Below are 20,416 nucleotides of genomic sequence, written 5' to 3'. Positions count from 1 at the left end.
AGTGCCAGTATATGAGGATTAATGGAGGTTACGGTATGACCATTCAACCAAGAGAGCTGCTCGACATCGTTGTCGCGGCGGCGGAAGATAAAAAAGCGATGGATCTCGTCGTGCTCGATCTGCAGGGAATTTCTCTCGTCGCAGATTATTTCGTTATTTGCCACGGGAATTCCGATACCCAGGTACAGGCGATTACGAATGAGGTGCGCAAAAAAGTTCACGAGGCGGGCGTAGCGGTCCGGGGGATGGAAGGCTTGGATTCCTCGCGCTGGGTCCTGCTTGATCTGGGCGATGTCGTTGTCCACATCTTCCATCGCGAGGAGCGCGAATACTATAATATCGAGAAGCTGTGGTCTGACGCGAAAGTTGTGGAGATGGCATGACGCTGACCGCGGGCACGATAACACGGCTGCAGGTGGCACGGGAGGTGTCGCCCTACGGCTACTTTCTGACAGACGGGGAACAGGACGTCATTCTTCATTATTCCGAACTGACAGGTCCCGTGAAGCCGGGGGATGAGGTAGACGTCTTTCTATTCTATGATACGGAGGATCGGCTCGCGTCGACGATGAAGCGGCCGTATCTGACTCTCGATCAGATTGCGCCGCTCCAGGTGGCGGATGTTCATCCGCGATATGGCTGCTTCCTGGAAATGGGCATCGGGCGCCAGCTTTTGCTCCCGAAGAGCGAGCTGCCCGAATACGAGCCGCTTCATCCCCAAGTCGGGGATACGGTCTATGTGAAGATGATCCACGACCGGGTAGGCCGGCTCGTGGCGCGGGCGGCGCTGGAACAGGACCTCGTTCCGCTGGCCTTCCATGCGCCGGATGCTTGGCGCAACACCTGGCATGAGGCCGTCGTCTACCGGCCGCTTAAGATGGGGACCTTCCTCGTGCTGGATGGCGGTCCGATCGGCTTCGGCGCCATCGGATTCCTGCACGAGTCGCTTCGGCCGCGGCCGATCCGGCTCGGGGAGAAGGTGCGCGTGCGCGTCACTCATATTCGCGAGGACGGCCGCGTGAACGTGACGATGGCCGAACGCAAGGAGATTGGCATGGATATGGATGCGGATCGGCTGTTCTCGTTTCTGCGGGATCGTCCGAACGGGGCGATGCCGTATTCCGACGAGACGCCGGCCGATATTGTGAAGCAGCGGTTCGGCATGAGCAAGTCGGCGTTCAAGCGCGCGGTCGGGCGGCTGATGAGAGCCGGCCTCGTCAAGCAGCAAGGAAGCTGGACGGAGCTGACGGAGAAGGGCGCCGCGATTGGCGCGGATGAGCTGCAGCAGATCCTCCAGACCGAGAAGCCGGCTCCGCCGCGGCCGAAGAAGCGCTAAACACGCGGCAGGCGAAGAAGCGCTAGCAACGGCGCAGGTGAAGAAGCGCTAAGCATGCCGCAGCGCGAGGGAAGGACGGAGAGGCTGATGGAATCTTATGGCCGCTTTGCCGCGGTCTATGACCGCTTGATGGAGGATATGCCTTATGACGCCTGGGTGGAATTCGCCGAGCAGGCATGGAGACGCTATATGCCGTCGAAGCCGGAGCGGATCGTCGACCTGGGCTGCGGAACGGGGAATATTACGCTTCCGCTCGCCGCCAGAGGATATGCGCTGACCGGCATCGACCTGTCAGAGACGATGCTGGCCGTCGCCGAGCAGAAGGCGGCCTCCGCGCCCGCGAAGTCGGGCAGCATCCGTTGGCTGTGCCAGGATATGCGGGAATGGAATGCGGGCGAGCCGGCAGACGCAGTCGTGTCGTTCTGCGACTGCCTGAATTACATTACCGAAGAGGCGGATGTGAAGCGGGTGTTCGCGGCCACGTTCCGGCAGCTGCGCGCCGGCGGCGTCTTCTTGTTCGATGTGCATCATAGGCGCCAGTTCGAGTCGTACGCAGACACGCAACCTTTTGCGTATGACGACGACGATCTGGCATACATCTGGTTCTGCGATTATGATGAGGAGAGACGGGAGATCGAGCATCAGCTGACTTTTTTCATTCGGCAAGAGGTAGGATCCCTCTTCGAACGGATCGATGAAGCCCATGTTCAGCGCGCCTATGAGACGGAAGCGATGGCGTCCTGGCTGCGCGAGGCCGGATTTGCCCGGGTGGAGATGTACGCTGAGTTCGGATGGTCTCCGCCGGACGGCCAGTCCGCGCGCATTTTCTTTGCGGCGGTGAAGGAGTAGCCGGCCGTGAAGCGGCGGCTAGGCGACAATCGTTGACAATATCCTTACTTTTCATTATGATATAACTACTTGCGTAAGCTGGGTAAGGTTATGCATAATTGAAGAAGTGCAATAAGACTGTGATGAGGATTAGTAGCTTGATGCGCGCATCGCACAGAGAGCCGGCGGTTGGTGGAAGCCGGTGATGGGCAGGAGCGAACTCGCCTCGGAGTCTCACAGCCGATCGGCAGGGAGGCTGTGACGATTCACCGGCGTTAACGGTGCAGAGGGAGTGGAAGGCAAAGCATGCCTTTCGCTAACTAGGGTGGTACCACGGGAATTGAACCTCTCGTCCCTAGCGTTTTCGCTAAGGGCGAGAGGTTTTTTTGCTGTATCGAAATAGATAAGCGGCGGGCACGCGTGACGTTTCGGTTGCAGCACCATGAACCTGGCCCGGTACCGGGCCGTGTCCCGTGGATACGGAACGGAAGCGGGAGGTTGCCGCACGAATCGGGCGGACTGGCGCCTGATTCCCTGAGAGGGCAGGAAGGGCCCGTCTCTTGCGGTACAAGCAGGATGATATTCGCATAAGGTGCGGGGCGGGCTGCGCGCGCAGCCTTCGCCGGGCACGGCAAGGAGGATAACGGATGAGTCAAGAAGTCAATCAGCCGCATGGCTATCAACCGCAAATTTTGGAGAAGAAGTGGCAGCAGTACTGGGAGGAGCGCAAGACGTTCGCTACGGAGGAGAACTCCAGCAAGCCGAAGTTCTACGCGCTCGACATGTTCCCGTATCCTTCGGGTGCAGGGCTGCACGTCGGCCACCCGGAAGGATATACAGCGACCGACATCATTTCCCGATTCAAGCGCATGAAGGGGTACAATGTGCTTCATCCGATGGGTTGGGATGCGTTCGGCCTTCCGGCCGAGCAGCACGCGCTCGACACGGGCGAGCATCCGCGCGACATTACGGTGAAGAACATCAACAATTTCCGCCGCCAGATTAAGTCGCTCGGCTTCTCATATGATTGGGACCGGGAGATCAGTACGACCGATCCCGACTATTACAAATGGACTCAATGGATCTTCATCCAGCTCTACAAGCGCGGACTCGCGTATGAAGCGGAGATTCCGGTGAACTGGTGCCCGGCGCTCGGAACAGTGCTGGCCAACGAGGAAGTGATCGACGGCAAGTCGGAACGCGGCGGCCATCCGGTCATCCGCAAGCCGATGCGGCAATGGGTGCTGAAGATTACCGAGTATGCGGAGCGCCTGCTCGAAGATCTGGATGAGTTGGATTGGCCAGAGAGCCTGAAGGATATGCAGCGCAATTGGATCGGACGCTCCGAAGGGGCAGAGGTCCGCTTCGCGATCGACGGACATGAGGACCATATCACCGTGTTCACGACGCGGCCGGACACGCTGTTCGGTGCGACATACTGTGTATTGGCGCCGGAGCACGAGCTGGTTGGCCGGATCACGACTTCTGGGCAGCAAGCGGCGGTTCAAGCTTACCAGGAGCAGGCTGCGCGCAAGAGCGACCTGGAGCGGACCGATCTCGCGAAGGAGAAGACAGGGGTGTTCACTGGCGCGTATGCGATCAACCCGGTGAACGGAGCGAAGCTTCCGATCTGGATTGCCGACTATGTGCTGGCCGGTTATGGAACCGGGGCCATCATGGCCGTTCCGGGCCATGACCAGCGGGACTGGGAATTCGCGAAGCAATTCGAGCTGCCGATCGTGGAAGTCGTCTCCGGAGGAGATGTGACGAAGGAAGTGTTCAGCGGCGACGGGCCGCACGTGAACTCTGACTTCCTGAACGGGCTCGGGACTGTCCAGGCGATCGCCCGCATGAATGAGTGGCTGACTGCGGAAGGCGTCGGCCAGCCTAAGGTCACGTACCGTCTGCGCGATTGGCTGTTCAGCCGCCAGCGGTATTGGGGAGAGCCGATTCCGATTATTCATCTGGAAGATGGCACCATGAAGCCGATTCCGGAGTCGGAACTGCCTCTGATGCTGCCGGATGTCGATCACATTCAGCCTTCGGGTACCGGTGAATCGCCGCTCGCGAACGTCACGGAGTGGGTGAATACGGTTGATCCGGAGACCGGGATGCGTGCGCGCCGCGAGACGAACACGATGCCGCAATGGGCCGGAAGCTGCTGGTACTATCTGCGCTTCATCGATCCGAAGAACGGAGAGGCACTGTGCTCCAGGGAGAAGCAGGCGGAATGGCTGCCGGTCGATCTGTATATCGGCGGGGTTGAGCATGCGGTCCTTCACTTGCTGTATGCACGCTTCTGGCATAAAGTGCTCTACGATATCGGCGTCGTTGAGACGAAGGAGCCGTTCCAGAAGCTGGTTAACCAAGGGATGATTCTGGGCACGAACGGCGAGAAAATGTCCAAATCCCGCGGCAATGTTATCAATCCGGATGACATCGTGAATGAATTCGGTGCGGATACGCTGCGGATGTATGAAATGTTCATGGGACCGCTCGAGATTACAAAGCCATGGAACGAGAAGGGCGTCGAAGGCATGTTCCGCTTCTTGAACCGGATCTGGCGCCTGTTCATTACGGAGGATGGCCAGCTGAACAGCAAGATTACGGACGGGACTGGAGAAGACAGCTTCATCCGCACCTGGCACAAGACCGTGAAGAAAGTGACCGAGGATATGGAGGCGATGCGCTTCAATACGGCCATCAGCCAGTTGATGATCTTCATTAATGACGCGTACAAGGCCGAGACGCTGCCGCGCCAGGCGATGGAGAACTTCGTGCAGCTGCTGTCGCCGCTCGCTCCTCATATCGCCGAGGAATTGTGGCAGCGCTTGGGGCATAGCGGATCCATCACGTATGTATCGTGGCCATCGTATGACGAAGCATTGACGGTTGAATCCGAAGTGGAGATCGTCATTCAAGTGAACGGCAAGATAGCGGATCGGATTCGAATTGCTGCCGATGCGGACGAAGCGGCCATGCAGGAAAAAGCGATGTCTCTGCCGAACGTTCAGGACGCCATTGCTGGCAAGACCGTCCGTAAAGTCATCGCTGTCAAAGGCCGGCTCGTCAATATTGTTGTCGGTTAGCCTCCTACCCGGCGAACTGGGACTGAACCTTTTCCAGATCCTCTTCATATTTCGCGTGGGTAACCTGAATGAGCTGGTGGAACATATCTGCGAGCTCTTCATTCATTAGCCGAAGCGCCTCGGCGGTGATGCCGCCGGGGACAGCTACGCGCTGCTGCAGCTGTTCCGGAGTAAAGCCTCCTTCCGTCAGGAGCTTGCCGGTGCCCAGCAGCATCTCGCAGGCGAGGCGCGACGCTTCGTCCCGGCCGATTCCGGTCGCTTCCGCGGCGGCATCAATCCACCGCTGCAGGAAGAAGGCGATGAACGCCGGACCGCAGCTGGACAAGTCGGAAGAGATGCGGGTGTATTTCTCATCAATGCCCAGCGGTTGGCTGATTGACGACATCAGCCTTTCGAGGATCTCCCGATCCTCCCTCTGAATCCGGCTGCCGTACATACAGAGCGAAGCGCCGCTTCGGACGTAGCTCGTGATGCTCGGGATGATTTTCGCCACCTTGCAGGAGAGCTGCCGCTCCAGGTGCTCCAGCAGCACTGGGCTCGTAATCGACACCAGGATGAGATCCGGGTGCGCGGCATGCTGAATCTCCTCCAGGACCGTCTTGAATTCCAGCGGCTTGACACACAGAAAGACAATGTCGCTCAGCCGGACCGTCTCCGCATTGCTTGGCGAGACTTGAAGCCCGGGGTGTTGAGAAGCCAGGAACTGTACTTTATCCATCGTACGGTTGCTCGCGATGACCTGCTCCGGTGACACAGCGCCGGATTGAATCAACGCATCGATCAGCGTTGTCCCCATACTTCCCGTACCGATAAATCCGACCTTCACGGATGTTCCCTCCTCTGTTTGCACATTTGCATACCCTGACGCAGAACGCCCAATATATACGAATGGCTATACTATGTTTATTACCTATATGTAAGACGGGTTGGCCAATATACGTGTTCTATCGAAAGGAGCATATGGATGAAGAAGAGCCGTCATGCGTTATCCTTGCGCGCTTGGATTGGTTTGACGGGCATGGCCATTGCCGGGCTTGCCATCTTCATGGGCTTATGGCTGAAGCCGCAATCGGAGGAAGCCGCGGGCGGATGGACGCCGCTCAATGAAGCGATTGCCGGCCGGCTCGCGGCTGGGGAAGAGGGCCAGGACATGGGGGAACGGAGCGGAAGCGCGAATCCGGTGTCCGCTTCCTCCTTTCCGGCCAAGAACTCCGGGAGAGAGGAAGGTCGCGATCCGGCCTCGAATTCGGGTCAGAGCGTCAATCCAGCCGCAGGAGACCCGAATCAGCTGCTAACGATGCAGCCGGATAAGAAGCAGGCAGAACCCAACCCGGGCGAACAAGGAAGCGGTGTTCCCGCCTCAGCCGAAGCTTCCACCGCGGCGCCTTCAGCGGACGCGAAGGCGAAGGATGCCGCCAGCGGGCGCATCAATATTAATGCGGCGGATGCAGAAGCTCTAATGAAGCTTCCGGGCATCGGACCGAGCAAATCGCAAGCCATCGTGAAATATCGGGAGAGTCATGGCCCGTTCCAGCGGCTGGAGGATCTGAAGAAGGTCAAAGGGATTGGCCCTGCCATCTTCGCCAAGCTGCGCGATCAGGCCTCGATTGAGTAGCGGGACGAACATCCGGTGAGGAATCTGGTTGCGCAGCGAAGGTATCGTGCTTAGAATGAAAGTAAGAACGATGGCAGCGGTCATCAGCCTACTACAGACGGGAGAATGAATCGGATGACAACAAGTGTACGCAAAGATTGGGACACCTACTTCATGGATATCGCCTATATGGTGTCTACACGTTCACGCTGTCCTAGGCGGCATGTCGGCGCTGTGCTGGTGCAGGGCAAGAAGCTTCTCGGAACGGCCTATAACGGAGCGCCGATGGGCGTGCCGGATTGCAGCGAAGCCGGATGCATGATTGTGGAGCAGTATGAGAAGATCGTCGTTGACGGCGAGGAGCAGATGGTGAAGAAGGAACGGTGCATCCGCACCATTCATGCAGAGCAGAATCTGCTGCTGTTCACGGACCGGATCGACAGAGAGGGCTCTACGGTGTACGTAACGGACGAGCCGTGCTGGACCTGCGCCAATATGCTGGCGAACAGCGGCGTGACGGAGATCGTCTACCACCGCCCTTATCCGAAGGATAGCGAGAAGGTTGCGGCGATGATGAAGCAGAAGGGAATTACGTTCCGGACGCTGGCCTCCTATCAGCCGCCGCAGGAAACGATAATGGATACGACAAATTAATGATGTGGGGAAGAACCTCCATGCCGGAATTCCGGGCACGCCATGAACAATGGGCGGCCACGGAACGATGGCGTGGAGGTTTTTTGCGTTCGGCGAACCTTGACTGGGTGTCTGCCTGAATCAGCCTAACAAGAAGAGCCAACAACGAATGCAGAACCATGTCACACCAAACAATGCCAAGAACCATGTCACACCAAACAAAAACCAGGAGGTGAGCTTAACATTGCTGTCGCGCAGACCGATTGTTGCCGTGGCCGGCTGCTTCGTCATCGGGATTCACGCCGCGGCCGTATTATCCGCTGTTCACGCCGTACTGGCCGTGGCGGGACTGCTGCTGCTGCTTCCGCTAGGATGCGCGCTTCGCTGGTGTAGCGTGAGGCAGGCAGCACTATATGGAGCGGCGCTTCTATGTTCGGCATTGCTATACATTGTAACGGAACAGCGCAACGCCAGCCGCTGGACGCCGCCTGCCGATGCCAGCCAGCCGGCCGCAGAGGGAAGCTGGGACGGATATATCCTGTCTCCGGCGGAGCGTGATGGGGACCGGGTGCAGTTCCAGTTCCGGGCCGTCTCATGGCAGCGGGATGAACGAGCCGAGGCCGAGCCCGTAGACGAGAAGATGCTTGTCCAGATCCGCCTCTCGGCGCCATCAGAGCTGGATATGGTCGAACGCTGGGAGCGAGGTCAGCCCGTACGCCTTCATGGCCAGCTGTCTGCGCCGGGAGAGGCGTCGAACTTCGGGGCGTTCAGCTATCGGGAATATCTTCGGCCGCAGCGAATTCATTGGATTATCCAGGTTGCTGGAGCGGAGCAGGCCGTTATCATTGATATGTTGAGCCGGAACGGATACCAGCGGGCGGAACAGGCCGTGCACCAGGCGCTTGCCCGGGTCGACCGGGTTCGCGGCGCGCTGCTGGAGCTGATGGAGCGGCTGTATAAGCAGCCGCATAGCGGATATATGCAAGGGCTGGTACTTGGAAGCCGGACGGAATTGGATCCGGAAACATACCGCCAGTTCTCGGAGCTAGGTCTGACGCATGTGCTTGCCATCTCGGGACTTCATGTCGGCGTCTTCGCGGGAGCGCTGCTCGGCCTGCTCCGGCTGCTCCGCTTATCGAAGGAAAAAGGGATGTCGATCGTTCAATGCTGCCTCCCGATGTATATGCTGCTCACCGGAGCGGCTCCTTCGGTGATCCGGGCCGGATTGATGTCGATGCTTGCCTTGTACTGCTTGCGCAAGGGCTGGTTGAAGGACGGGCTCCACATCTTGGCCCTCGTCCTGGTGGCGATGCTGCTGTGGGACCCGTATTATGCGCTTCAGATCGGCTTTCAGCTGTCGTTCGCCGTGACCGCCGGCTTGATTATCGGGGTGCCCCGCGTCATGCGGCTGCTGCCGGACTGGCCGCCGTGGCTGTCCTCTTCCGCCGCCGTGACCTTGGTCGCCCAGGCCGTATCTTTTCCGTTGACCGTCTATTATTTCCATCAATTTTCGCTTTTGTCGTTCGCGGCCAACTTCCTCCTCGTCCCGTTCATCAGTCTCGGCGTGCTTCCGGCAGGAACGCTCTCGCTCCTCGCAGGCCTTCTCTATGAGCCGGCGGCCCGGTCGCTAGCCGGGATCGTGTCGCAGATGAACGAGCTGACGTTCCGGATCGTCGAATGGCTGGCAGCCATCGAAGGCACGAGCTTCATTTGGCCGCAGCTCCCGCTATGGTGGATTGGGGCCTACTACGGCAGTCTCTGTCTCGTCTTCGCTTCATGGCGCCGGACGGCTGAAGGTGGAAGAGCCTCGCTGCCGAGCAGGGAGGCGACGGAGGATGGGGATACACAGCCGCTCGGCTCATTCGTGGAGGTTCGCCCCTCTTCATCAGGGATCCGCCGCATCGTCTTCGTCTTGGCCTCCGTTCCGCTCGTTGCGGCTCTTGTGTGGGGATATGGGGATGGCCTCGGGAGGGATGCGCTGGTCAGCTTCATTGATGTCGGCCAAGGAGACAGTATTTTGATTCGTACGGCTTCCGGCAAGCATGTGCTGGTTGACGGAGGAGGGACGGCAACGTTCCGCAGGCCGGGGGATCAGTGGAGGGAACGCCGCGTGCCGTTCGAGATCGGCGAGAAGGTGATCGTCCCCTTGCTGAAGCAGCGGGGCGTACGGCAGTTGGATGCGGTCGTGCTGACGCATGCGGATCAAGATCATGCCGGCGGACTCTTGGCGGTTCTGCGGCATATGCCGGTCAGCCGCTTCATTACGAACGGCACGTGGAAGTCCTCGGCGACGATGACTGCGCTCTACCGGACGGCTCTGGAGAAGCGCATTCCGATCAGTGGCGGGCAGGCCGGCAATTCGTGGATGGTCGACGAATGGACCCGGATAGATGTCCTCTATCCGATCCCAGATAGCGAAGCGGGTCTCCTCCCGAACGAGGAGAATCAAAATCGCGCCTCCCTCGTCTTGCTGCTGACGCTAACCCATCCGCGAAGCAAGGCGCAGGCGACGATGCTGCTGACGGGGGATGTGGAAGCCGGCGGAGAACGGCGCATGCTGGCCGGCGCTGCTGGCCCGGAACGGCTGCCGCCCGTCGATGTATACAAGGTGGCGCATCACGGAAGCCGGACATCATCCACCCCGGAATGGGTGGAAGCGATTTGGCCGGCGGCAGGCGTTATCTCGCTCGGACGCAATAACCGCTACGGGCATCCGCATCCGAACGTGCTAGCCACGCTGGAGCGGGCGCAGGTGCACGTGCTGCGGACCGATTGGGACGGGGAGATCCAGTTCAGGCTGACGGCGCAGGGTTTGAAGGTGCGGACAAAGCGTGATAGGATAGTTCCATAGAGTTAGAGAGGGAGCTTCGAAGCACGTCGGCTTGACGTGCTTTTTGCGGCTTGTCACCTTGTTGTATCATGCAATGCAAAACAAGGCATTTTTTGCTATGCTAAGTGATGAATTTATGCGAATGAGAGAATAAACTACAAATTGGAAGCTAACCACTGCAACCATTTGCGGCTTAGGCACGTCAATGGATATGCAAGAGAGGGGGATAACAGGTAGTGGATTCGGGACTAATACGAGCCGCTCAATCCGGCGATCGCGACGCTTTAATCACTCTTTTGCGGGAAATAGAACAATATGTGTATCGGACAGCTTATTATATTCTCAATAATGAGCAGGATGCACTGGACGCGTCCCAAGAAGCCTTAATTCGGATTTATTCCAAAATTGAATCTTATGAGGAAAAAGCTCAGTTCAAAACATGGGTGCAGCGGATTGTAACGAATATTTGCATTGACAAGTTCCGTCGCAATCGCCCGACTGTCTCGATTGATGAGCATGACCTCGTATTTGTCGGGGAAGAAAGTGTAGAGAAGGAAGTAATGTCCGCATACGTGGCTCAGGACATACGTGAGGCAATAGATCGGCTGCCTGAACATCATCGTGCGGTCGTCGTTCTGCGATATCTGCAAGATTTCTCATACAACGAGATTGCGGAGAGCTTGAATTTGCCGTTGAACACGGTCAAATCCTATCTATTTCGCGCCCGGCAACAACTGCAGACGATGCTGCAAGATTATGAGAAAGGTGGTGTACGAGGATGAACTGTGCAGAGGTGATGGAACTGAAGCAACGCAGCTTGGACGGTGAGTTGAAGCAGTCGGAAGAGAGCCTGCTGACAGAGCATATCCGCCGATGCCCCGCCTGCGCCGAGATGGCAGAACGGTTAGAGAACATTCATCAAGAACTGGTTCAGCTGCCGAAGGTCACTCCGCCTTACAGCTTAGTGGATGCGATATTGCCTTCATTGCAGCAGATAGATAAGCAGCAGGCCGCAGCCGCTGGCGCATCGCCTTCCCAGGCTTCAGGTTCCATGGAACGGCAGGGAAGCGATGTGACGGGACCTCCAAAGCCGGAGCAGAAGCCGCAGGTTGTAACGGCGGTTCAGAAATGGTATAGCAAGCGACAATGGCGTGCTACCGGTGCAGTGGTGGCCGCAGGTCTCGTCTTCGGATTATTCATGGTGATGTTCAAGCCGCCGACCGCAACGGAACAGGCAGGCGACTTCGCGGAATTGATGCAGCCGGCGCAGGAGTCCGGCGCCGCACCGGAGTCGAGCCAGTCTTTCCGGAGCAATCAACCGGACGGGAAGCCGGTGCCGCAGGAAGGCAGTGCCGGAACGGACAACAAAGGCAGTGTATCTTACGAGGATCAACAACAGGATGCCCAACCGTCAGGCGACGCTGAACAGAAGAGCGAGGATGCGCAGGATACGGCGCCGCCGAAGCCAGCGGCAGACGGCCGCGCAGCAGACCGAGATCAGAGCAAGGGGGAGAACCGGGATAAGGACCGGAAGCCGGTGGCATCGCCTGCTGAGAAGCAAGAGAAGACTGGCACTCAAGACAAGAAGGCCGAAGAGCCGGCGGCCGGCAAGGAGAAGACCGGTACGGAGCCAGACGAACCGCAGGACAGCAAGGTTCCGCCATCCATTGCTGTCGTTCCGGGATATGAAGCGCCTGAGAACGGTTCGAGCGCCGATGCCGGGAGCATGGGGTTAGCGGATAAGGATCTGGAGCGTCATTCTTTGTTCGCGGCGTCGAAGGAAGCGACATCGCCGGACGGTAAATGGATGGTCGTATGGGAGAACGGCCAGCTCATGTTGTACAGCGTTAACGACACGGAGCAGACGAAGCTGCAGACGCTGGCATTCGCCGACAGACCGGAGGATCTGATCTGGTCATCGGATAGCAGCCGGCTGGAGGTGAAGGTGCGGACGGCGGATGGACAGCGGCAGATCCAATACGATGTATCTTCGAACGGACTGACGGAAGCGGCTGCCGAGGAGGCCGATAAGAAGGAGCCTATCGTGGTTCCTGGCACGTCCAAGCCGGCCACCTAGGCGCTGTTGAAGGAGCGGGCTTTACCAAAAATGGGCTGCGCCACCGCCCGGGAAGCGGCACACATTCGGTACGGCTCGCGTATGATGAGGTATCAATGAAATGATGCAAGTGACGTTCCCGTACGTCGTATGACCGTTTGCACGGAGTTTCTAGAGCTTCGTTGCAGGCGTTTATCATAGATGGTATGGGACAAAGGGACTTGCGCCACCCGTTCAGGGCAGCGCCGGTCCCTTTGTTTTTTTGCGGCGGTCCGTAATTTTTGCTATCATGAAGTGCAGAGACAAGGGGAGGCATAAGGCATTGGATATGAAAGCGGCGATTAAAGAGATCCAGCGCGGGCAGCCGCGCCCGATATATGTACTGTATGGTACGGAAAAATACAGAATGCAGGAGTTCGTTACCTATTTGCTGGAGCATGCCTTCGAGCCCGAGAACCGGGAATTGGCCGTGATGAAGATGGACACGGCCGAAGCTCCGATCGAGGCCGTGATTGAGGAGGCGGAGACGCTGCCGTTTCTTGTGCCCCGCAAGTGCATCCTGGTCAAGGATCAATCGATTTTTGCCTCCGGCAAGGACAAGATGGAGCATCGCACCGAGCGGCTGCTTGAATATATGGAACAGCCGATGGAGACAAGCATCATCGTCTTCCTGGTGCAGGCGGACAAGCTGGATGAGCGCAAGAAGACGGTCAAGACAGCCAAGGCGAAGGCAGCGGTGCTCGCCTTTCAGCCATTGGGCGCCGAGGAGCTGGCACAGTGGGTGAAGCGGGAGACGGACAAGCATCGCTGCTCCATCGGGGAGGAAGCGGTAACGGCTCTGTTGAATGCAGTAGGAACGAATCTGCAGGCGCTCGCGGGCGAGATTGAGAAATGCTGCTTGTTCGCCGGGGAAGGCGGCGTCATTGATACGGCGACGATCGAAGGGCTCATTGCCAAAAACACGGAGCAGAACGTATTTCAATTGGTCGAGGATGTTGTCCGCCATCGCGCGGGCAAGGCATTGGCAACCCTGCACGAACTGCTGAAGCAGAAGGAGGAGCCGATTAAGATTATGGCGCTCATCGTCAGGCAGCTTCGGATTATGCTTCAGGTTAAGGAGCTGACGAATCAAAGCTTCACGCAGCAGCAGGCGGCCTCTCAGCTCGGAATCCATCCTTATGCGGCGAAGATGGCGGCTGAACAGGCGCGCGCCTACGGAACCGATGTATTGGCCGGTTGGTTGGCCGAAGCGGCGGAGCTCGATTATGAGATGAAGTCGGGCCGGGTGGACAAGACGCTCGGTCTGGAGATGTTCATCATGCGGATGGCGGCGGGCAGCAAGCGGAGCGGAACGGCTGCTTCCCGCTAGCCCGCCATCAAAAAAAAGCCCGAAGACAGACGCGCAAGCGTTCATATCTTCGGGCTTTTTTGCTGCATTTAAGTATGAAAGGCTGCCGCTTACGCTTGCGCAAGCAGAGCGTTCAATTTTTGTGCCAAGCGGGACTTCTTGCGGGCAGCCGCATTTTTGTGGATCAGGCCTTTTGTAACGGCTTTGTCCAATTTCTTCGAAGCCAGAGCGACAGCTCCTTTGGCGTTGTCCGCTTCATTGTTAGCCAATGCAGCGTCAGCTGCTTTGACAGCCGTACGAAGTGCAGACTTCTGAGAAGCGTTCAACAGACGGCGCTTGTCGTTCGTTTTTACGCGTTTCACAGCGGATTTAATGTTAGGCATTGCATTCACCTCCGTTGCATCGTAGTGCGACAAATCGAATCTATACCATTTCCATATCAGCATGAGATAGATTCACAACTTAAAATATTCTAGCATGACATACCCTAAAAAGCAATATGTTTGCCATGGTCTCCCGATAGGCAAGACAGGCATCGACAGCTAATAGTTCCGATACTGCCGCATAAAGTTGACCTCCATCACACACAATATCTGCAAAATGGAACTTTTGGGAGGTAGAACTCATGTCGGCGGATTTGCGCAATTATTCGGTTCGTACCGATTTGGCTTTGGAATCCAGGGAAATGGCATCCCCTGATCAGGCAGCGTCCATCCCAGGTGTGCAGGAACATGTCGAGGAGGATCGCGGCGTCAAAATAACGCGGATTCACGTGCAGACAGAGGAAGGATCGCGCGCGATCGGCCGCATGCCGGGGCGCTACATTACGATCGAGGTGCCGGGCTTGCGGCGCAAAGATTCCGACCTTCAGGACCGCGTCGCTACAGCGTTCGCGCAGCTGTTCGCTTCTTTTCTCGAAGAAATCGGGATCGGGACTTCCGCCAAAGTGCTTATCGTCGGCCTGGGGAACTGGAATGTGACACCCGATGCGCTCGGGCCGCTCGTCGTCGAGAATGTGCTGGTCACCCGCCATTACTTCGAGATTATGCCGGATCAGGTCAGCCCAGGCTATCGGGAGGTCAGCGCCGTTGCCCCTGGCGTGCTTGGCGTGACGGGGATCGAGTCAAGCGATATCGTGCAAGGCATCGTCGATCGAATCCGCCCTGATCTCATCATTGCGATCGACGCCCTCGCCTCCAAGGCGCTGGAGCGTGTCAATACGACGATCCAGATTGCCGATATCGGGATTCACCCCGGCTCCGGCATCGGCAACAAGCGGCGCGGGCTGACCCGGGAGATTCTCGGGGTGCCGTGCATCGCCATCGGCGTGCCGACCGTATGCTACGCTTCGACCATCGTCAACAACGCGTTCGAAATGATGCGTGACCACTTCAAGCAGGAGACGAACCAGACCCGGCAGATTCTCGGCATTCTCGATGAGATCGGCGAGCAGGACCGCCTGATGCTGGTGAAGGAAGTGCTGGAGCCGCTGGGCCATGATCTGATCGTGACGCCGAAGGAAGTCGACGAATTCATGGAGGATATGGCCAACATTATTGCGAGTGGCCTGAACGCAGCGCTCCACGAAGCGGTCGACAGCAGCAACGTGGCCGCCTACACACATTGATGATGGACGAAGGCCGGAGACAGGAGGCCGGGCCGGTAGCCTGGCCTCATAAAAGAAATGGGGGGAGCTTGAAGCTCCCCGGGATTGACCTGCACGGGGTTAAGCGAGCGGATTGCGATTGAATTTACGGAGTGTGAGTTGATTGCGCCGCTTGAGGTTGACGAAGGTTGACTTAGATTGAATTGAATTGAAATGACTTGACTTTAGTGAGTCGACTGCGTTGACTTACTGATTGATTTAGTGAACTGATTGAACCGGGTAAATTGAGTGTACTAAGTAAATTAAGCGTAGTAAGCAAACTGGGTGGACTAAGTAAACAGAGTGTGTTATGTAAACTGGGTGGACTGAGTAAATAGAGCGTGCTAAGTGAACTGAGTGGACTGAGTAAATAGCTGTGTTAAGTGAACTGGGTGGACTGAGTAAATAGAGTGTGCTAAGTGAATTGGGTGGACTGAGTAAATAGAGTGTGCTAAGTAAACTTGGCGCACTAAGTAAATTAAACGCGCTATGTAAAATGAACTAAGTAAATTGAACGTACTAAGTAACTAGAATTTACTAAGTAAATGGCGTGTGTTAAGTGAACCGAGTGAACTAAGTTGGCTCTGTTGCTGAATCTGCGTTAGCTGACCAAACTGTCCCCCAAAACTGCAAAATTGCAGCATTTTTATGGAGTAATCGATGCTGTAACGGGATTCCTGCAAAAGTGCAGGAATTTCAGCTATATCATTCAAATAATAGGTCTAATTTGTTAAAATGATGTACTTTTGCAGGAATGTCACTCCAGAACAGCCCAACTGTCGCAAATTACTGTAGCCATGCAGCAATTTTCACCCCGGAGCTGGACAAACCGACCCAGCCGCTCCAACCGAACCCAACAAGTGGAAGCCATTTCGGCGTGCATCCCGGGGCATAGCAAATATAAATCGTCTTAGCCTCCCTGAAGAAAAACACCCTTAGCGGGTGGTTTTTTGATGGGGCATGGCCCGGACGTGGCTTACCGCGAGCGTAACCTGCGCCCGCCGCTCTGAAAGAGCTGCCGGCTGCTCGAGCATCGCATACCGCGAGCGTAACCTGCGCCCGCTGCCTTGAATGAGCTGCACGCCGCTCCAGCATCGCTTACCGTGAACTTACCTGCGCCTAATCCTAATGCCCCGAACGAAGCATACGTTTCTCGTTACTTCTTGTTTTGCCCCTGCACCTGGTCTCCCCGAACCGGATCGCTTCCATCCTCGAACCGGATCCGAAGCGATGCCCCTTCCTCCAGGGAAGGGCTATCGGACACCTGGAAGTGGATATGGGCATCCGAAGAATTGCCGGAATTGCCGCACAGGCCGAGCCGATCACCCTGCTTCACCGTATCGCCTTCCTTCACAACAATGGAGTCCTTTTTGAAATGGGCCAGCACGCTGTATTCGCCGTTGCCGTGATCGATGACGACGTGATTACCTGCTGCTTCCTCCGTAAGCGGCTTCTCGAACGGCACATTGTCCGGATGCCCGTCCACGACCTTGACGACCTTGCCGCCGAGCGGTGCCACGACGGGCTGCTCGAATGCGAAGTAACTGGCGTTGTCCTTCGGATCTCCTTCCAGGCTGGCCCCGTCGCGCACGATGAACACATCATATGCATACCGCTGCGCTGGATATTCATAATGATAGTTCAGCATCGTGTTGATTCCTCCCCAGGCGACCGTCCACTCCCCTTCGAACGGCATCCGGTAGACATGGCGCGTATACTTCTCATCCGTGGCCCGGGGGTCGGACGGTCGCAGGAGCAGGCCGTGAATCCGGCCTTCGCGCAGCATGGCGGTCAAGTACATCTTGCCGTCCTCGCTGCTCCATACGTATGTGTCCGTGCCGTCCGCCGCAAGCCGTGAGATTTGAACCGGAGTCTCTCCCTTTTTCCAGGCTTGGCGAAGCAGCTTATCGATATCCTCTGCGGTTACCTTCTCCTGGAACTCCGGCGAGAAATGCTCATACAGCGTGGCTCCCTCATGAGCCGCGATCCAGCCGCTGACGTCATTGCCGGTCAACGTCTCTTGGGCCTGCGTCTCTATCCCCTCTGTTTGCTGCAGCTGTCCGTCTGCTTTCCGGTTCTCGCCGGAATCCGATACCTTTTCCTTAACAATGCCGTCCTCCGCCGCCCGATTCTCCTTCTCACTGCCTGTATTCCCCGCGCAACCGCTCATGGCGATTACGGAGGAGAGGGCTAACAGGCATACGGCGAGAGATCGCTTCTTCATTGGGCATCTTCCTTTCTTGGTCTATCTCCTGCTTTCATCATAAGCCTCCGGATTGAACTCCACCGTAACGCCAGTTCATTTCTAGCTTACCTACTACGTCCATTCTGCCGGGAAGCGGGAGTCCGTTAAGATTGCGTTAAGGTTGCGTTCGAACCGGAGACAGGGGGGCATGGTACAATGAAATGAAAGCAAATCAGGGAGTCGCGGATACATAGCAGGGTAAGGAGGAATACGGCAAGATGAACATATATGGAGGTCGAATCTTGATCGTGGAAGACGACTCCGCCATTGGCAAAATGGTGAGAACGGTGCTTGGGAAGGAGGGGTTTACGGATGTAGTCTGCGTAACAACGGGAGAAGAGGCTATCCGGTATTGCGCCAGCCAAGCCGTCCATTTGATCGTGCTGGATGTGATGCTTCCCGGAAAAAGCGGCTTCGAGCTGGCTCCGTTCCTGCGTGAGGCGACCGATGCTCCGATTATATTCGTGACGGCCCGGACGACGGATTTGGACAAGTTGACCGGCTTCGCGCTAGGCGGGGACGATTATATGACGAAGCCGTTCAACCCGTTGGAACTGGCGGCGCGGGTCAAGGCGCAGCTCAAGCGTTATCTGGCATCTGCGGGGAAGCCGGCTCCGGAACCGAAGGCCGCTCCGGCCGCCCGCTATGTCTATGGAAGATTCTCGGTCGACGAGGCGGCTGGCGAGCTCCGGGTCGACGGAGTCCCGGTGGAATGTCCGGCGATGGTGTTCCAACTGCTTTTGTTCTTCTGCCGTCATCCGAACCGGATGTTCACGAAGCAGGAGCTGTATGAACGAGTATGGGGCTGCGACGCGATGAGCGATGACAATACAGTAATGGTCCATATCCACCGTATCCGCGAGCGGATCGAAGAAGTGCCGGGCAGACCCAGCCTCCTCGTCACGGTGCCCGGCATGGGCTATAAGCTGGTGCCGCCGGAGCAGGACGGCGGCGGACGGTCAAGCGGGAGGCCCGGTTTATGAAATTGGGCAGACGGCTGGCCTGGCATTACGCATCGCAATGGCTCTTAATCGGCGCGATGTTGCTCGGCTGCATGTTTGCGGCCTTCCTGTGGGTCGCCAATCGGATGAGCGCGCTGGATATGAGCCGCAATCTACCAACCAGCGAGCTGACCCGGATTGTCGAATCGGTGGAGGTGAATCGGCAGGGGCGGGTTGTCTGGCCTGACGAGGTGCTCCAGCGGCTGACAGCGAGCGGGGGCTGGCTGCAGGTGCTGAATGAGGACGGCAAGGTAATCGATTCCTTCAACGCGCCCAGCGACATGCCGAACCAATATGCGCCGGGAGAAGCTGTCGCCTACGTGCATAGGGAGTTGCCTAGCAAGTACGGCATCTTTATTTATATTCGCTCCGTCGGCGGCCGCAACATTACGCTATTATACGGGGCTTACCCGCCGCAATTGCAGCTGCTGGATGAATGGCTGGCCTCACGGGAGGAAGGGGTTCCGGCTGCAGAATCCGTCCGCAGGCTCCTGGTGCCGCAGGATGCATGGGTGACCCACCTGGATGCAGCCGGCCGCACACTAGAAGCCTGGAACAAGCCCGCGGGCGTTGCCGAGCGGCTGACGCTGCAGGAGATCGCGCTGCGGTCGATGCAGCCGGAATTTTATTCCCATTTGCTTGCGTACCGGTACAACCCGGCAACAGGCGATACGTGGGTCCTGCAAATGCCCCATCAGACAGAGGGAGCGGGGCTGACTGCGGCCGGCTTCCGCATCGCTTCTTATCAGGATATTTTTCTGCTTGCCATCGGGGGCGTCGTCGCGACAATGGTCTTTGTGTTTCTGTTCATGGCCTGGTGGCAGAGCACCCGGCTTGTCCGGCCCCAGCTCCATGTCATGCGTTGGACGGAGCGAATCGCGGACGGCATCTATGAAGAGCCGGCCGACCATCGCGGGCTTCCGCGTTCGGAGCGGCGCAGCGGCAAGTTGAAGCGGAATTACCGCATTTATGAAGACGTCATACAGGCGCTCCGCCAGCTTGCTTCCCGGCTCCGCTCCGCCGAGGAGGAACGGCGGCAGCATGACCGGCAGCGCGAGGAGTGGCTTGCGGGTCTGTCCCATGATCTGAAGACGCCGCTTGCCTCTATCGTAGGCTACGCACGCATGCTGGAGGCGAAGCAATACGATTGGTCGCGGGAAGAGGTGGCCGAATTCGCCAGCATCATGACCGAGAAGGCGGAATGGATGGATCAGCTGCTGCAGGACTTGAATCTGACCTACCGTCTGCATAGCGGAAGTCTGCCGCTGCAGCGGGAGCGACTATGTCTCGATGCATGGCTGGAGGAGACGCTGGGCGACATTCTCGATCTGCCGCAGCATCCGAAGGCGCGGCGGCCGGATATACCGGTATGGTTCTCGTTCGATCCGACATATTTTCGCAGAATTATAGAAAATATTTGCATGAATGCTTTTCTCCACAATCCGCCTGGTACGGCGCTGACAATCTCTTTTCTTGCCCGGGATGGCGAGGACGCGTTGGAATTCCGGGACGACGGCGCGGGCATGGATGCGGAGACACTTCGTCATTTGTTCACGCGCTATTACCGCGGTCTGTCTACCGATCGGGCGGCCGAAGGCAGCGGCTTGGGGATGGCGATCTCGAGACAGCTGGCCGAAGCGCATGGCTGCACGTTGGAGGCAAGCAGCGAGCCGGGCGGAGGCACGGTCATTCTATTATCTCTTTCTGATGCGGAGCACCGAAAAATATAGTTCTAGCTCATAGAATGCCCTCATAGATTCTACTAAATGCACTCTCGCAATGGATTGAGAGAGTGAGACAGCAGGATAAAG

The 20,416-nt window shown here is 57.4% G+C and carries 16 protein-coding genes and 1 other annotated feature; of the genes, 13 read left to right on the top strand and 3 right to left on the bottom strand.

Annotated elements, in window-relative coordinates:
- Positions 1-35 precede the first annotated feature (35 nt).
- From rsfS to leuS, 4 genes are all read left to right on the top strand, one after another.
- Positions 36-383 (top strand): ribosome silencing factor, encoded by a 348-nt coding sequence (gene rsfS, locus DQX05_RS04725; protein WP_087442055.1) that lies wholly within the window; start codon positions 36-38, stop codon positions 381-383.
- Positions 380-1,336 carry a CvfB family protein gene (locus DQX05_RS04720; RefSeq protein WP_119791291.1) on the top strand — a complete coding sequence of 319 codons (957 nt, stop codon included), beginning with the start codon at positions 380-382 and terminating at the stop codon, positions 1,334-1,336. The genes rsfS and DQX05_RS04720 overlap by 4 nt, the downstream gene beginning before the upstream one ends.
- 87 nt (positions 1,337-1,423) lie before the next feature.
- A complete protein-coding gene (locus DQX05_RS04715; RefSeq protein WP_119791453.1) occupies positions 1,424-2,185 on the top strand; it encodes a class I SAM-dependent DNA methyltransferase in 762 nt (253 codons plus the stop codon).
- Between the two features lie 110 nt (positions 2,186-2,295).
- Positions 2,296-2,524 (top strand) — a binding site (T-box leader).
- 287 nt (positions 2,525-2,811) lie between these two features.
- Positions 2,812-5,253, top strand: a complete 2,442-nt coding sequence (gene leuS, locus DQX05_RS04710; protein ID WP_119791289.1) for a leucine--tRNA ligase — start codon at positions 2,812-2,814, stop codon at positions 5,251-5,253.
- Between the two features lie 4 nt (positions 5,254-5,257).
- Here leuS and comER read toward each other — a convergent pair whose 3' ends face one another.
- The gene (comER, locus tag DQX05_RS04705) at positions 5,258-6,103 is read right to left on the bottom strand and encodes a late competence protein ComER (RefSeq protein ID WP_259391772.1); all 846 of its coding nucleotides are present in this window, start codon (positions 6,101-6,103) and stop codon (positions 5,258-5,260) included.
- A 114-nt stretch (positions 6,104-6,217) separates the two neighbouring features.
- Between comER and DQX05_RS04700 the strand changes: the two genes are divergently transcribed.
- From DQX05_RS04700 to holA, 6 genes are all read left to right on the top strand, one after another.
- The gene (locus tag DQX05_RS04700) at positions 6,218-6,868 is read left to right on the top strand and encodes a ComEA family DNA-binding protein (protein ID WP_119791286.1); all 651 of its coding nucleotides are present in this window, start codon (positions 6,218-6,220) and stop codon (positions 6,866-6,868) included.
- A 114-nt stretch (positions 6,869-6,982) separates the two neighbouring features.
- Positions 6,983-7,501 (top strand): deoxycytidylate deaminase, encoded by a 519-nt coding sequence (locus tag DQX05_RS04695; RefSeq protein WP_040730788.1) that lies wholly within the window; start codon positions 6,983-6,985, stop codon positions 7,499-7,501.
- A 223-nt stretch (positions 7,502-7,724) separates the two neighbouring features.
- Positions 7,725-10,331: a ComEC/Rec2 family competence protein gene (locus tag DQX05_RS04690; RefSeq protein ID WP_119791284.1), complete on the top strand. Its 2,607-nt coding sequence runs from the start codon at positions 7,725-7,727 to the stop codon at positions 10,329-10,331.
- A 215-nt stretch (positions 10,332-10,546) separates the two neighbouring features.
- A complete protein-coding gene (locus DQX05_RS04685) occupies positions 10,547-11,092 on the top strand; it encodes an RNA polymerase sigma factor (protein WP_006676277.1) in 546 nt (181 codons plus the stop codon).
- Positions 11,089-12,387: an anti-sigma factor family protein gene (locus DQX05_RS04680; protein ID WP_119791281.1), complete on the top strand. Its 1,299-nt coding sequence runs from the start codon at positions 11,089-11,091 to the stop codon at positions 12,385-12,387. Before DQX05_RS04685 ends, DQX05_RS04680 begins: the two co-directional genes overlap by 4 nt.
- A gap of 301 nt (positions 12,388-12,688) precedes the next feature.
- Positions 12,689-13,735, top strand: coding sequence for a DNA polymerase III subunit delta (gene holA / locus DQX05_RS04675; RefSeq protein ID WP_119791280.1), 1,047 nt, complete (start codon positions 12,689-12,691; stop codon positions 13,733-13,735).
- 89 nt (positions 13,736-13,824) lie between these two features.
- Here holA and rpsT read toward each other — a convergent pair whose 3' ends face one another.
- On the bottom strand, positions 13,825-14,097 hold the full coding sequence (rpsT, locus tag DQX05_RS04670; protein ID WP_087442064.1) for a 30S ribosomal protein S20: 273 nt from the start codon (positions 14,095-14,097) through the stop codon (positions 13,825-13,827).
- A gap of 242 nt (positions 14,098-14,339) precedes the next feature.
- Between rpsT and gpr the strand changes: the two genes are divergently transcribed.
- A complete protein-coding gene (gene gpr / locus DQX05_RS04665; RefSeq protein WP_119791278.1) occupies positions 14,340-15,341 on the top strand; it encodes a GPR endopeptidase in 1,002 nt (333 codons plus the stop codon).
- A gap of 1,174 nt (positions 15,342-16,515) precedes the next feature.
- On the opposite strand, the gene DQX05_RS04660 is transcribed toward gpr, so the two are convergent.
- Complete coding sequence (locus DQX05_RS04660; RefSeq protein ID WP_119791276.1) at positions 16,516-17,583, bottom strand: M23 family metallopeptidase; 1,068 nt, start codon at positions 17,581-17,583, stop codon at positions 16,516-16,518.
- Positions 17,584-17,822: 239 nt separating this feature from the next.
- Between DQX05_RS04660 and DQX05_RS04655 the strand changes: the two genes are divergently transcribed.
- Together DQX05_RS04655 and DQX05_RS04650 are read left to right on the top strand one after the other, a co-directional pair.
- Positions 17,823-18,587, top strand: coding sequence for a response regulator transcription factor (locus DQX05_RS04655; protein ID WP_182914617.1), 765 nt, complete (start codon positions 17,823-17,825; stop codon positions 18,585-18,587).
- A complete protein-coding gene (locus tag DQX05_RS04650) occupies positions 18,584-20,335 on the top strand; it encodes a sensor histidine kinase (RefSeq protein WP_119791274.1) in 1,752 nt (583 codons plus the stop codon). The genes DQX05_RS04655 and DQX05_RS04650 overlap by 4 nt, the downstream gene beginning before the upstream one ends.
- The last annotated feature ends 81 nt before the right edge of the window (positions 20,336-20,416 follow it).

The sequence above is a fragment of the Paenibacillus thiaminolyticus genome, from assembly GCF_003591545.1.
In the GTDB taxonomy this organism is placed as follows: domain Bacteria; phylum Bacillota; class Bacilli; order Paenibacillales; family Paenibacillaceae; genus Paenibacillus_B; species Paenibacillus_B thiaminolyticus_A.
Note: the sequence above shows the minus strand (reverse complement) of the source record. Positions and strands in the feature narration are given on the sequence as shown.

Bases quoted from the DNA above. Each gene is read 5' to 3' on its own strand.
- rsfS (WP_087442055.1), top strand. From the start codon at position 36: ATGACCATTCAACCAAGAGAGCTGCTCGACATCGTTGTCGCGGCGGCG.
- DQX05_RS04720 (WP_119791291.1), top strand. From the start codon at position 380: ATGACGCTGACCGCGGGCACGATAACACGGCTGCAGGTGGCACGGGAG.
- DQX05_RS04715 (WP_119791453.1), top strand. From the start codon at position 1,424: ATGGAATCTTATGGCCGCTTTGCCGCGGTCTATGACCGCTTGATGGAG.
- leuS (WP_119791289.1), top strand. From the start codon at position 2,812: ATGAGTCAAGAAGTCAATCAGCCGCATGGCTATCAACCGCAAATTTTG.
- DQX05_RS04700 (WP_119791286.1), top strand. From the start codon at position 6,218: ATGAAGAAGAGCCGTCATGCGTTATCCTTGCGCGCTTGGATTGGTTTG.
- DQX05_RS04695 (WP_040730788.1), top strand. From the start codon at position 6,983: ATGACAACAAGTGTACGCAAAGATTGGGACACCTACTTCATGGATATC.
- DQX05_RS04680 (WP_119791281.1), top strand. From the start codon at position 11,089: ATGAACTGTGCAGAGGTGATGGAACTGAAGCAACGCAGCTTGGACGGT.
- rpsT (WP_087442064.1), bottom strand. From the start codon at position 14,097: ATGCCTAACATTAAATCCGCTGTGAAACGCGTAAAAACGAACGACAAG.
- gpr (WP_119791278.1), top strand. From the start codon at position 14,340: ATGTCGGCGGATTTGCGCAATTATTCGGTTCGTACCGATTTGGCTTTG.
- DQX05_RS04660 (WP_119791276.1), bottom strand. From the start codon at position 17,583: ATGAAGAAGCGATCTCTCGCCGTATGCCTGTTAGCCCTCTCCTCCGTA.
- DQX05_RS04655 (WP_182914617.1), top strand. From the start codon at position 17,823: ATGAACATATATGGAGGTCGAATCTTGATCGTGGAAGACGACTCCGCC.
- DQX05_RS04650 (WP_119791274.1), top strand. From the start codon at position 18,584: ATGAAATTGGGCAGACGGCTGGCCTGGCATTACGCATCGCAATGGCTC.